Genomic DNA, 12862 nt, shown 5'->3' on the forward strand with positions numbered 1-12862 from the left:
GCGCCGATGGGCGGACCGGTCAGCCGCCTACCCCGGCCGGCTGGCCGGACGCCTGCGGGCCAGGGCTAAAAGAGCTCTGTTGGACCCGGGGGCGCGCCGTCCGGGCCTTCGGTGACAGCTCCCCGGTCCCGTCGATGCTGAGAGGCTCAGCATCGACGGGAGGCGACGAGGATCAGGGGCCGACCCCCTTTACGTGGACCGCGCCTCCATAGGTGTGTGCGTCCGCCTTCCCCACATCGAACCCGGCTGACGCGAGAATTTGCAGGACTGCGTCCCGCATGCAGTTCTGCACGGTTTCGTAGTGGCGAATCGCGTAGGGCAGGTTCGTGGGATCAACTCCGATTTCCAGAATGTTCGCCGCTGCGGTCGCGAGGCCTTCCTGCATGCGCCATTCCACGAGAACACCGCCATCGGCGAGAGATTCCACTAGAACATTCGCACCGGGCGCATCTTGCGAGGTTCCCTGGAAGGCAGGAAGACCTGCCTGGGTCAAGGCATCACAGGCTCTGTCGGCTAGGCCGTTTCCTTCGGATCACCTTCAACGGCCTTGTCTGGCCTGGATACGGTGACGCCATGACGACAATCCTGCGGCACCCCCCGACCCTGATTCATGTGGGATTGGTGGGCAGTGGACGCTCACGGCTTCCTCGTACAGTTCAGTGGCGGGCCTGCTCCTGAGCACCTGCTGGTGCATGTGGATCGTGTCGACGCTGCGGCTGCGTGGGCCGAGGAGAACTGTCCGGCATGGTTCAACGATGCTCCCCCATCGCTTCACGCCTTCAGCTGCAATGGCGAGCTGCCGGTCTACACCCGCAACAGCGTCCCGGACTCCCCGTTGCAGCTGTGCGACGCCCCGGCAGCCATCGCAGACCTTGCGGCCCTGGTTGAACTGCACAAGGCAGTGGGAGACACCTGGACGGTGTACCTCGACGAAGGATGGGTCTAGGCACCCGGCTGCAGTCACCTGGCTGACCAGATGAAGATGGCGGCGATGTGGAGTCCGGCGAGGTAGACGGTGGCGGTCTTGTCATAGCGGGTGGCCAGACCGCGCCACTGCTTGATCCTGTTGATGCACCGCTCGACGGTGTTGCGCTGCTTGTATGCCTCGCGGTCGAAGGCCGGCGGACGGCCACCGAGCCGGCCGAGTCGCTTACGGTTCGCGGCCTGGTCAGCGGGCTGCGGGATCACGGCCCGGATCCCGCGCTGCCGCAGATGGGTACGGATCGCGCGGGACGAGTAAGCCTTGTCGGCCAGGACAACATCCGGGGTGATCCGGGTCCGACCGATCGACCGCGGCACCCGTAACTGGGCCATGACCGCGGGGAACGAGGGCGCGTCACCGGCCTGACCAGGGGTGAGGACGAACGCGAGCGGGCGGCAACGGCTGTCCGCGGCGAGGTGGATCTTCGTGGTCAGGCCGCCGCGGGACCGTCCGAGGGCATGATCGTCCGGCTCGTCGACCAGGGCCCCTTTTGACGGGCCCCGGCGGCGTGCTGATGCGCGCGGACGATCGTGGAGTCGACCGCGACGACCCAGTCCAGGTCGCCTTCGGCGTCGGCCTGGGCGAGCAGGGTGGTGAAGACCTTTTCCCAGGTGCCGTCAGCCGCCCACTTCCGCAGACGGTTGTGGGCGCCCTTCCACGACCCGAAGTGCTCGGGCAGGTCCATCCAGGGCGTCCCGGTGCGGTACTTGAACGCGATCGCGTCGATCACCTGCCGGTGATCACGCCACCGCCCACCCCGCCGAGGTGTCCGGTCCGGCAGCAACGGCTCGATCCTCGCCCACTGGGCGTCAGTCAACGACACACATCAACCAACGATCAGATGATCCGAAGGAAACGGCCTAGTTCCTTGCGCCGGTCCATGACATCACGCGTGGCTGTCGGCGGTAGATCGAATCCGTGCTGGCTCATGTGTCTCCATCTCCTGCTGCTGCACGTCTGCCGATGACCGCGCCACGCGACCACCGGCAGCCTGCATGACGTACTTCGCCAGAAGTCGCTTGGCCGCGCTTTCGACGGGCAGCGCCAAGGCCGTCGCGGCGGAGGCGGCGTCACCGCCGGCTCCGTCAACCGCTACCGGCGTGGCGCCCGCAGGCACGCCCGCGCCGAGGCCGCCGCGAAGCCTGTCAGCCAACTCCATGGGCGCATCTCCCCCCACAACGGGGAGGCGGGCGGTCTCCTCGTGCCCGAGAACCTGTGGCGGCTGGACACCGCCCTGCTGCCGGACGGGACCCGGCAGGGACAGGCCGTTCGGCGTTTGCCGGCTTTCCTGCCTTGCTCAGGGTCGTGCCGGTTGCACGGTCTCCTCCCCGTCCGGCGGGAGCACGGGTTCCGACTCGGTTCCGGCACCGGGCTTGGTCCCGACCGGACGTGACGGTGCGGTGCGGGTCAGCAGTACGCCACTGACGATCAGTAGCGCGCCCACCATGGTGTTCCAACCCAACGACTCGTTCAGGAAGAACACTCCGACGATCGCCGCCCACAACGGGGTCAGATACGCAACCGTGGAGGCGACCGTCGAGCCGACGGCGCGCACCACCGACAGATTCCACATGTACGCCAGCCCGGTGCCCACAGCGCCGAGCACCACCATGGCGGCCATCGGCCCCTTCCCACCCCAAGTTGGTGCGCCACTCAACAGTGGCGCGACCAGAGCGAGTTCGAGGGCCGCCCAGCTGACCTGAATGGCGGTCAGGGTTATCGCGGGGATGTCTTCGCCGGACAGGTAGCGGCGGGTGTAGGTGTAGCCCAGTCCGTAGGAGGCGGTGGCGGCCAGGCAGATCACGCTCCCTTTCATCAGCGAGGATTGCCCGCTTGACCACACACCGAGCACCACCAGGGCGCCGCACAGGCCGGTGGCGATGCCGAGCAGCCGTCGCAGGTTCGGCTTCTCGTCCGGCAGCATGACCAATACCCAGACCAGGGTGAACAGGGGAATGGTGGAGTTCCACACCCCGGCCGTGACGGAGTCGATGTACTGCTCGCCCCAGGCGAACAGGGTGAAGGGGAAGGCATTCAGCACCGTCCCTACCACCAGGGCGTGCCCCCATACCCGCAGGTCACGCGGCATTCCCAGCCGCCGCACCAGAACCAGGCCCCACAGCACCAGGGCTCCGAAGAAGCACCGCCAGAAGGCGACCCAACCCGGTTCGATACCGGCTTCGACACCGATCTTGATGAGCGCGAACCCGGACCCCCAGATCATCGAGCAGATGACGAACTGAGGTACCCACGACTTGGCCGGTACAGCGGATAAGGCGTTTACGGAGCCTGCCACTTCGAGTCCTTTCGATGGGGGTGCGTTTCTTGCATTGCGCTTTTCGTCATGCGTTTCTTTTCGTGCGATTCATGTCGTGCGATTCATGGAGTCGATCACGTCTCCGTGGTGCGCCCGGCCTCAGCCGAGGCGAAAGCGCGCACCAGAGGACAGGGCCAGGAGGTATCGTCGGCCACTTCGGGCTGGAACACGATGTACAGGAGGAACCAATACCCCGGCAGTTCGGCGATGTAGGGGGGGGCGTCGTCGTGACCGATGAAGCGTATCCCGTGGTCGGGCAGGGTTCCGGCATACCGAGGATCCGGAGCGTGCATGCGCTAGGCGCTGTCGTCGAAGAGACTTTGCCACGGCGGTGCCGCCATCAGACAGGTTGTGCTGATGGGACACCCCTCCGTCGACGTGCGCGCTTCCCTTTGGCTCTTCGCCTTCTACTTGGCGAACGGCACTACCGACGTCGAACTGCTCGACGGGTTTGGTTACCGGCCCGCTCTCTTTCAGTTCGGTTCGCCGTTGGAGCAGGTCTTCGCGATCTACGGCAATATGTTGCAAGTCGATACAAACGGAGAGGTGCTGAACGACGGGGTTGCGCAGTACCGCGCCTCACAGTGGATCCGCAGCTGTTGCGACTCGACCTATGTGGCTGAGCCGCCGTTTCAGGCTTGGGAGACCGAACTCCATTGACCATGAGCGAGCCAGCAGATCACGGGGAGCATCCCACCCACATCAGGAGCGAGGCAAGGGTGACAGCTGCCTGGTAGGACTCAGCGGTCTTGTCGTAGCGCGTGGCGATGCCCTGTCCCTGTTTCAACTGGCCGAAGCAGCGTTCCACTACGTTTGCGTCGTTTGTAGGTCTCACGGTCAAAGGCCGGTGGCCGGCCGCCGCAAGTGCCGAGCCGGGCCCTGTTGCGGACCTGATCGGCCCGTTCCGGGATGGTGTGGGCGATGCCCCGGCACCGCGGCCTGGTGCGGATCGCCCGAGAGCTGTAGCCCTTGTCGCCGAAAACGTGGACCGGCCTGGTCCGAGGTCGTCCGGGGCCGATGCGGGGCACCCGCATCGTCTCCATCACGGCCGTGAGTTGGGTGCAGTCATTGGTGTTCCCACCGGTGAGAACGAAAGCAAGGGGGCGGCCGGCCCCGTCGCAGGCCAGGTGAGTCTTGCTGGCCAGTCCGCCTCTGGACCGGCAGAGCGCCGGGTTGCGGGTGCCCCCTTCTCGGGCCCCGGGCGCGTGCTGGTGGGCTCGCACGACGGTGGAATCCACCGACACCAGCCAGTCGACCTCATTGGCAGCGTCCGCCCGGGCCTGGGCTTCCTGGAACATCCGCTGGAAGGTTCCGTCCCTGGCCCATCGCCTAAAGCGGGTGTGCAGCGCGGCCCAGGATCCGTACCGCTCGGGCACATCCCGCCAGGCCGCGCCCGTCCGGAATTTCCACACGATCCCATTCAGGACCGTCCGGTCGTCCAGCCGCTTCCACCCCCGCTCAGGCCGAGGCAGCAGAGGCCGGACGAACTCCCACTCGACACCGGACAGTTCACGGCGACGTATCACGTGACCATGATCCACCATGCAAGATTATTTGACGACAGAACCTAGACCGCGTATCGAAAGTGGATCTTGAGCGACGAATGATCTCGGTTCATGGGGTGGGGAGATCTCACGGACGAGCAGTGGGCGGCGCTGGAGCCGTTGTTGCCGAAAGCCACGAGGGCGGGGCGGCCGCCCGTCGGGCCTCGGGAGCAGTTCATCAACGGCATACGGTTCCGGGTCCGGACCGGTGCTCCGTGGCGGGACGTACCTGTCGAGTACGGGCCGTGGAGCCGGGTCTATGACCTGTTCCGCCGATGGCAGCCGGACGGCACCTATCAGCGGATGCTCACCCAACTCCAGTCCCTGTCCGAGGCAAAGGGCGTGATCGTGTGGGACCTGAGCGTGACTCCACGGTGTGCCGCGCCCATCAGCATGCGGCCGGGGCCCGCAAGCAGGGTGATCTGCAGAAGGAACCACCAAGCGGCGTGTTCACCGAGCCCAGTGATCACGGGCTGGGACGCTCGCGCGGCGGGTTCACCACCAAGCTGCACCTGGCCGTCGAGCAGGGCCAGAAGCCCCTGTCGATCGTGGTCGCGGCAGGGCAGCGCGGGGACTCACCGCAGTTCGAGCCCGTGTTGGCAAAAGTTCGCGTGCCACGCATCAGGGCGGGCCGGCCGCGCGTCCGCCCCAATCGAGTGCGGGCTGACTCGGCGTATGCCTCTCGCGGGAACCGTGCCTACCTGCGCCGCCGCAGGATCCGCTGCACCGTTCCGGAACAGGCCGACCAGGCACGCAACCGCCAGAAGCTCGGCTCCCGTGGCGGTCGGCCGCCGCACTTCGACCCGGCCGACTACCGCGCGCGCCACGCGGTCGAGTGCGGGATCAACCGCCAAAAGAGGCACAGCGCCATCGCCACGCGATACGACAAGCTCGCGGTCCGCTACGAGGCGACCGTCCCTGTCGCTGCCATCGCCGAGTGGCTGTGACCCTCGGCCGTCATGTGGTGGAATCTACGTTCAATGCCGCAGACAGATCACTGCCGCAGAAGACACAGACGGAGTCGTCCTCGCGCACGATGTTGTGCTTCCGGCAGTCGGGGCACCGCCGGGACACCACCTCGTGGGTGAAGCCGGAGGGCCGCTCAAGCTCTACGTCGTGCAAGGCACGGGCGACCTCCGACCAGGAGCTGACGTCCGGGCCATACACCAGTGGACTGATTGCTGACTTCGCTCACGGCCCACCCGTCCGGCTCACGCACGAAGCTGATGTCGCCGGCACTCAGAACCATGTTCCCGCCGGCACAGGCCACGTGCTCGCTTCTTCGCGGCGCCAGCCGAAGTACACCGTCCATACCGACCACGAAGGTGAACGGCTCGGCCAGTTCTGCCGTCGATCGCTCCTCGATCAAGCCACCGAAGTCAGCGGCCGAGCCGATCCGGCACCCGCCCCCACCAGGCCGGACCGCAGCCTTCAGCTCGACCGGTCCGACATATCGGTAACTCCGCCCCCCACGCACGCACGTCAGTCAACCTAGAGCGTTTCCGACACATGCCCTGGTCGTGGGCCGTGCGCATCAGCATGCGGCTGACGCCGCGAGGGCGGCCCGATCCGATGAGAATCGGGGGCTCTCGTGGCGTCGGGGGCCCCTGTATGTTGGGTCGGTGGTTGGCGCAGAGGTGAGCGGCAAGGCCCCAGGAGGCCGGCGGATCCGAGGTCTGGATGCCGGGGAACGGCGTGCGAGGCGCCGCGAGGACCTGTTGGACGCGGCGCTGGAGCTGTTCTCCGCGCAGGGGTACCAGGACACCTCGATCGAGCAGATCTGCAAGCAGGCATATGTCGGGACGAAGAGCTTCTACGAGGTGTTCACCGGCAAAGAGGACCTGTACCTGGCTCTGCTGGACCGGATCGTGATGGATGTGACCGGCCGGCTGACCGCCGCGCTGGACGCGCTGCGTGACGACGAGGACGGGACCGAGGCGGCACGGCGGCTGATCCGGCACTTCGCGGACGCGTTCGTGGACGACGTGCGTGTGGCGCGAGTGACGTTCGGCGAGGGCCGTGCCGTCACCCCGCTGGCGGAGGCGCACCGCCGGACCAACCGCCGGTGGGCGGCGTCCTTTGTCGAGACCGTCTGGCAACGCCTCGGCCTCCCGGCCGGCCCGCAGGCGCATGTGGTGGCCATGGGGCTGATAGGCGGTCTCTTCGACATCATCGCCGACTGGCTCCTGGACGGCGACACCGCGCGGCCCGACGACCGCGCGGACCTGCAGGCCGGACTCGACCGCTTCTACACCGTCATCAGCGCGGGCCTCACCACCTCCTCCTGACGACTCCTCACATCTGTTCTCGGCCTCTGGTGCTTCCTTCCGGCACCAGGTTCAGAACCGCGCATCATTTTTGGAAACGATGCCTTGTTCCTGATAATGTGCCGTGCTCTACTTCCGGGTAACCCAACCGCGAACCGGGAGTCGCCCGCATGGCAAAGCTCCGCACGTTCCTGACAGTTCTTCTGCTGTCCGTCCTCGCCTCGACCACCCTCACGACGACGGCCTCGGCCGAGACGGCCCCGTCGTCGGGATGGAACGACTGGTCCTGCCGTCCCAGCAACACACACCCCGAGCCCGTGGTGCTCGTCCACGGCATGGGCGCCAACCACTGGGACAACTTCCTGACGCTGGCGCCGACGCTCCGCGCGAACGGCTACTGCGTCTACTCGCAGACGTACGGCAAGACCCTGCTCGGCGGCTTGGCCGGCGGGCTCGCGCCGATGGCCGACAGTGCCGCCGAACTGAGCACGTTCGTCGACCGCGTGCGCGCCGCGACGGGAACGTCGAAGGTCGACATCGTCGGCCATTCCGAGGGCACCACCGTCCCCGCCTACTACATGAAGTACCTGGGCGGCGCCGCGAAGGTCGACGACTTCGTCGGCTTCGGTTCCAACTACAAGGGCACCACTCTCAACGGCCTCGCGACGCTCGCCGAGGCGCTGAAGCTGCAGGGCCTGCTGACCGGTGTGGGCTGCGGGGCCTGCACGGACTACCTGCCCGGCTCGGCCTTCCTCGCCGAACTCAACGACGGACCCGTCGCCGTACCCGGGCCGACGTACACCAGCATCGTGACCCGCTACGACACGGTGGTCACCCCGTACACCAGCGGACTGCTCGCCCCCGCGCCCAACGTGACGAACATCGTGCTCCAGGACAGGTGCGGGCTGGACTTCGCCGGCCACCTCGGCCTGGCGATCGACCCGAACGTCGCCCAGCTCGTCCTGAACCGCCTCGACCCGGAGGGCGCCAAGCCTTTCCGGTGCCGCCCCTTCACCACCCTCGGCATCTGACGGACACCCCATCCCCCCGGGTGAGGGCGGCCCCGCCCGTCCTCACCCGGCGTACGTCCGCGCCCGACTCGTCACCGCAGCGACGGGCGGACGGAAAGTTACAGAACGTCGCGGAGCGACACTCTTTCGGCTCCCGTGCCGCGGCGCTCAGGGTGCGGCGCACAAGACTCGCCTCCAGTGGCCGTCCACGAAGGAAGAGACTCATACCCGACAGCCCACCATCGTCCTCGTCCACGGTTTCCGGGGCGGCGCCACCCACTGGGCGAACGTCATCACTGAACTGAACGCGCCTGGTTGCCGGGTACGTTGATGGGCCCCGCGGAACCCGGGAGGACAGCGGCCCGCTGGAGCGCCTGGCGCAGATGCCACAGCATCACGGCCGGAAGGAGCCCGCCGAGACGGTCCGCGGCCCTCATATGACCAACGACGGCAGGTGCGGCGTGCGGGCCATTGACCTGGTCTCCTTCGGCCCCCGAGACGCCGCCACATCCCGCTCCCGCCGCCTCGGGCTCGCCGCCGGCTCAGTAGACGTACCGGCGGGGCCCAGCCTGACCACACCGCCAGAGGTCATCGCGGGGCGAAGGTCACCGCCTTCACGTCCTCCTCGTACTCGAAGGAGCCGATGAAGCCCCAGTTCTTCCAGCCGCCGTCGCCCCGGTTGGTGATCGTTCCCCTGTCGATGGCGAACACGTCGACACCGTCCACCACCGCGAGGTGTTCCAGCCCGGACACCCCGGAGAAGGAGAGGTCATCGAAAGACTTGGCGGTGATGATGTTCTTGTCGGGGAAGCTGCGGCCGTACTCCTCCAGGAGCGAGTGCGTCAGCTCGGCCTTGTCGCCAGGCACCTTGCCTGAGTAGTCGGTCCCGGGATACGGGCCGCCACCGGTGTACTTCGGTGTCTCACCGTTGAAACGGACGGTGCCGGATCCAGTGGCCGTGGAGTCGGCGTCCAGGTCGGCGGGGGCAGGCCGGCCGAAGGTCGCCTCCATACCCTCGCGCTCGAAGTTCCCGTACATGGCCCAGTTGGTGTAGCCGCCGTCGCCGTCGTTCTTGAATGTGCCCTTGTCGAAGACGTAGACGTCGAACACGGCCCGGCCCGAGGCGATGTCGTCGCCCTTCTCGCCCTTGTGGTACTCGCTGGAGTTCAGCCGGTAGCGGCCCTGGTGCACGAAGGAGTCCGGCTCGTCGACCCAGTGCGAGCCCTGCTCGGAGTGCATCGCGACGACGTTGTAGTCGGGATAGCAGCGACGCATGTCATTCACCAGCATCCGCACCGCCTGAGTCGACCCCTCCTCGTCCAGCGGCGAGTAGGTGTTGTAGTACCGGCTACGGTCCGGGAGCTCCTGGCCCTCGACCTGGCAGCCCTCGTCGCCCGGCTCCCAGCCCTCCTTCCGCTTCGGCTTGGGCGGTTCCTGGAACGTGACGGTGCGGCGGTCCTCGCTGATGTCGAACACACCGTGGAACGCCCGGTTCTTCCAGCCCAGGTCGGCGTCCTCGGCCCAGGTGAACTTCCCGGTCCTGAAGGCGTAGACGCGGTAGGTCGTACCACTGATCCTCACAGTCTCGACCAGCGCCGTGCCATCCATCTCCTGGAGATTTCCCTCGTGCGGCTGGGCGATGACGATGTTGTAGTCCGGCAGACAGTAGGCGAGGCCATCGAGCGCCAGCTTGACCCTCTTCTCCTTGTTCTTCTCGTTGTCGATCTTGTCGATGACAAGGTTGACCAACCAGGAATAGCCCCAGGCGGCGGTGTTGCCGAGCACCCCGCTGCCCGGCACCTTCACCGAGGAATTCGACTCCCGAGGCTCGAAGCACAGGTCCGGCAGCGCATTCGGCTCGCTGCCGGGCGGCAGTTCGACGGACTCGCGCACCGGCTCGCCGAGGGGCTCTACTACTCCGTCATCGACGGGTTCACCGGAGTCGACACCGCTCGGCCTCTCCGCTCGAACAGCGTCGACATCGTTGTCATCAGAACAGTCGACGCCCCCGAAACCCGCCGGGCCAATACGGCAGACCTGTGTATGAACGGAACGGGACAGCGAACTCCCGATGCCGGTCGCGACGATCGCTCCGACCATGACGACCACCACGGCGACCAGGGCCAGATACTCGATGGCGCTCTGCCCACCGCTTGCGCGCACACCCAGACGCATCCGGTCGCAACGTTTCACGGTCACCTCGTCCTCCCTGCCGCATCACCGGGCCGCACACCCGCCGAGACCTCAAAGTAGGACGCTTCCAGGAGTCGGAGTAGGGCCCAGGGACCCGCGTACAGGCCCAGAACTCCAGCAACGTAGGCCCCGCGAGCACGAGCCCCGGCAGCGCCACCCACCTTGTCGAGACGCCATCCCCGACCCGACGACCACGAAGCCCCCCCACGCCCCCTGGAGTCCAAGCCCGGTGAGCACCCGGCTCTGGCGCACGCGATGCACTCCGCACCCTGCGCACACCGCGTTCAACCCATGACCACCAGCGTCCATCCGGTGCACCTCCACCTGGTGGGCGGTGATGCGGTGGAAGTGCGTCGTCGGGCACCCACCGGTGCGACGCCGAAGTGCACCGCGCGCGCCGGATGCCGGGGCGTCCCGCACTCCCCCACCCCGCAGGGTGCGGTGGGGCCGCCGGAGCGGGCCAACCGATCCGCACCATCGTGGTCGCGCCACTCATCCCCGGCGGCGGCACCGCCCGCTGCGCCACCGGTTCGGCCCGCCTGCCGGGTACCGCCGCGTACGGAAGCGGCGCCGGGCGGGGAGCAGCTTCCGCGCCGAGTGGAGCGCCGTGCGCAGCCGGGCCACGTCGGCGAAGTGCTCCAAGCGCTCACGCTGTGCCGGTGACAGGTGCGGCAGCGTGGGGGCAACCATGAGGCCTCCGTGCTCGAAGGGAGTAATCCCCAGCACTCTCGCTGCCCCTCGGTGATCTCGGCGGTGAGTGGACCGGTCGCGTCCCGACGTCTGGCCCGGTGACTTCGCCGCCCGTCCCGCACTATGTACCGACGTGGGCTGTCACGGCTGGAAGCCTGTTCTGTGGTCCGGGCCGGGCTGCCGGTGCTGCTGCTCGCGCTCCTGACAGTGCCGGTCGACCGGAACGGCGGCCGGCGTCTTTCCGGCCCGGCTGCTGGGCGTCGGAGACGTCACCATGGAGCCGAAGGACCGGCGTGCCCGCCACCTCGCCCATGCGGTACGTAGGCCCCTGCTCGAACGCCCGAGTCTGCCCGAAGAGTGGTTCGCCCCGCTGATGGCGTCAGCCGGTCCCACAGAACTCCAGCCTCAAAGCACCCGGGTCGCATCAAGGGAACGGCCCCAGGAGCCGGCATCGGGTCCGTGCGGGAACCATGGCCGTAGGCCCCCAGGGCCGGGAAGGAGGGGATCGTCAGCTGAACCCGTTGAGGGTGATCAGTGCCTCCTGCGGGTTGCCGTCGTGGACGAGCGACTCGTGGGCACCCACGTCGTCGAAGGCGAAGCCGTACGCCTTGCCGTCCACCATCTGCGCGTGGATGGCGCGGGAGTAGTGGTTGGCCACGGAGTCCTTGTAGAAGTTCGCCGCGTTGTTGTCCGGGTGGTTCGTACCGTTCAGCAGAGTGGAGCGGTTGAAGCCCGCGCACAGGGTACGCGAGATCGGGCCCCGTACCAGATCGTTCGGGGCGTCCAGGTGCTTGTAGCAGCCGAAGATGCTGTCCGAGTCCGGCTTCTGGAACGACGTCACGACCGCGCCCGAGCTGTTGGTGAAGTTCATGACGTTGCCGGAGACCCGGCCGTAGTACTTGGTGTTCGGCTCGTGCGCGAACGGGGTCACCGTCAGCGTGGAGCTGCTGTAGCGGCTCCAGACCCGGTTGACGTAGTCGTTCAGTATGCCGGCCGGCAGAGCGCCCGCGCCGACGCCGTGGCCGGGGGACAGAGCGCGCAGGACCGTTCCGTCGGACCTGGTCTGGATGAGGCCGGACCAGCCGCCGGACTGGTTCCTGAGGGCGTTGAAGACCGCGTTGTAGCCGCCGCTCTTGAGGCGGCCGGTGGTCTTGACGGTGCCGTTGGGGGCTTTGACCCCGACGGAGTACGGGGCGGAGAACATGTCGACCTGGGTGCTGTTGATCCACAGGCCGGCGTCGTTGAGCGTGTACTCGGTCCAGTTGAACAGGATGTTCCTGTTCGGGTCGCTGGGGTTCTGGACCGCCGGCTGGACGAGACCGCCGGTGGTGACCTTGAAGACGAGCTTCTGACCGTACGAGAAGTAGACCCGGCCGGAGAACTTCGGCATCCGGATCGTCAGCGACTGGCCACTGCGCGGACCGGTGATCGACGCGTCCGGCGCGGGGGTGGGCGGGTTGCCGCCGGCCGGCCAGGGGTGGAACGTGCCGTTCGCGTCGGCCCAGCCCTGCCGGCCCGTCGAGAGCTCCGTTCCCAGGTTGTAGATGTAGACCTGATCGCCGCGGGCGGAGTCGTTCTTGATGGTCAGTGGGATGGTCGCGGGGACCGCGGCCTCGGCGGTGGCCGGGCCTACGGCGGTCATGAGACCTGCGGCCAGGGCCAGTGCGGCGGTCAGTGAAGCGAGGCCTCTCCATGGAGCGGGCATGCTCGTCCTCCTCATCGGTTGGATCCGGGGGTGGAACGGTGCTCAACGTCGCTCTGCTGTGAGAGCGCTCTCAGAGTCCTGCGGAGAGGGGGAGGTGTCAACGAGGCCGGTTCAACTTCTTCGACGCGGAGCCGCTGAGGGGGTGGGTGGACGG

13 protein-coding genes and 1 pseudogene are annotated in these 12862 nt (G+C 67.4%); 5 read left to right on the plus strand and 9 right to left on the minus strand.

Annotated features, from left to right (window positions below; translation table 11 throughout):
* Positions 1-172: 172 nt before the first annotated feature.
* Positions 173-493, minus strand: a complete 321-nt coding sequence (locus D6270_RS00410) for a hypothetical protein (RefSeq protein ID WP_158650465.1) — start codon at positions 491-493, stop codon at positions 173-175.
* Between the two features lie 135 nt (positions 494-628).
* On the opposite strand from D6270_RS00410, the gene D6270_RS00415 reads away from it, so the two are divergent.
* Positions 629-946 (plus strand): hypothetical protein, encoded by a 318-nt coding sequence (locus tag D6270_RS00415; protein ID WP_225976737.1) that lies wholly within the window; start codon positions 629-631, stop codon positions 944-946.
* Positions 947-960: 14 nt separating this feature from the next.
* Here the strand turns inward: D6270_RS00415 and D6270_RS00420 are convergent.
* The 3 genes from D6270_RS00420 to D6270_RS00430 all read right to left on the minus strand — a co-directional run bounded on the left by D6270_RS00420 (position 961) and on the right by D6270_RS00430 (position 3278).
* Positions 961-1805 (minus strand): IS5 family transposase gene (locus D6270_RS00420; protein WP_382776469.1). Its coding sequence is split into 2 segments (ribosomal slippage): positions 961-1475 and positions 1475-1805, totalling 846 coding nucleotides; the frame shifts between segments, so codons are not numbered across the junction.
* Between the two features lie 63 nt (positions 1806-1868).
* The gene (locus D6270_RS32410; protein WP_158650466.1) at positions 1869-2141 is read right to left on the minus strand and encodes a hypothetical protein; all 273 of its coding nucleotides are present in this window, start codon (positions 2139-2141) and stop codon (positions 1869-1871) included.
* Between the two features lie 138 nt (positions 2142-2279).
* Positions 2280-3278 (minus strand): DMT family transporter, encoded by a 999-nt coding sequence (locus tag D6270_RS00430; RefSeq protein WP_109167771.1) that lies wholly within the window; start codon positions 3276-3278, stop codon positions 2280-2282.
* Between the two features lie 378 nt (positions 3279-3656).
* On the opposite strand from D6270_RS00430, the gene D6270_RS00440 reads away from it, so the two are divergent.
* On the plus strand, positions 3657-3959 hold the full coding sequence (locus D6270_RS00440) for a DUF7677 family protein (protein ID WP_109167769.1): 303 nt from the start codon (positions 3657-3659) through the stop codon (positions 3957-3959).
* A 19-nt stretch (positions 3960-3978) separates the two neighbouring features.
* Here D6270_RS00440 and D6270_RS00445 read toward each other — a convergent pair.
* Positions 3979-4822, minus strand: a protein-coding gene (locus D6270_RS00445; RefSeq protein ID WP_391040973.1) for an IS5 family transposase whose coding sequence is annotated in 2 segments (ribosomal slippage) — positions 3979-4113 and positions 4115-4822 — 843 coding nt in all. Because the reading frame shifts where the segments join, the coding sequence is not laid out codon by codon here.
* A 93-nt stretch (positions 4823-4915) separates the two neighbouring features.
* Between D6270_RS00445 and D6270_RS00450 the strand changes: the two genes are divergently transcribed.
* Positions 4916-5790 (plus strand): IS5 family transposase gene (locus D6270_RS00450; protein WP_225976738.1). Its coding sequence is split into 2 segments (ribosomal slippage): positions 4916-5207 and positions 5207-5790, totalling 876 coding nucleotides; the frame shifts between segments, so codons are not numbered across the junction.
* Between the two features lie 10 nt (positions 5791-5800).
* Here D6270_RS00450 and D6270_RS32665 read toward each other — a convergent pair.
* Positions 5801-6278 (minus strand): annotated as a pseudogene (locus tag D6270_RS32665) (hypothetical protein).
* Between the two features lie 283 nt (positions 6279-6561).
* On the opposite strand from D6270_RS32665, the gene D6270_RS00460 reads away from it, so the two are divergent.
* Positions 6562-7131: a TetR/AcrR family transcriptional regulator gene (locus tag D6270_RS00460; RefSeq protein ID WP_264081493.1), complete on the plus strand. Its 570-nt coding sequence runs from the start codon at positions 6562-6564 to the stop codon at positions 7129-7131.
* Between the two features lie 149 nt (positions 7132-7280).
* Entirely contained in the window at positions 7281-8141 is an 861-nt protein-coding gene (locus tag D6270_RS00465; RefSeq protein ID WP_109167766.1) for a lipase family alpha/beta hydrolase, read from the plus strand.
* Between the two features lie 567 nt (positions 8142-8708).
* Here the strand turns inward: D6270_RS00465 and D6270_RS00470 are convergent.
* The 3 genes from D6270_RS00470 to D6270_RS00480 form a co-directional block, all read right to left on the minus strand.
* A complete protein-coding gene (locus tag D6270_RS00470; protein WP_158650467.1) occupies positions 8709-10319 on the minus strand; it encodes a hypothetical protein in 1611 nt (536 codons plus the stop codon).
* Between the two features lie 486 nt (positions 10320-10805).
* Positions 10806-11003: a hypothetical protein gene (locus tag D6270_RS00475; RefSeq protein WP_109167764.1), complete on the minus strand. Its 198-nt coding sequence runs from the start codon at positions 11001-11003 to the stop codon at positions 10806-10808.
* Between the two features lie 508 nt (positions 11004-11511).
* Positions 11512-12708 carry a glycoside hydrolase family 64 protein gene (locus D6270_RS00480; protein ID WP_109167763.1) on the minus strand — a complete coding sequence of 399 codons (1197 nt, stop codon included), beginning with the start codon at positions 12706-12708 and terminating at the stop codon, positions 11512-11514.
* Between the last annotated feature and the right edge of the window lie 154 nt (positions 12709-12862).

It is taken from the genome of Streptomyces griseus subsp. griseus (genome assembly GCF_003610995.1).
Lineage (GTDB): Bacteria > Actinomycetota > Actinomycetes > Streptomycetales > Streptomycetaceae > Streptomyces.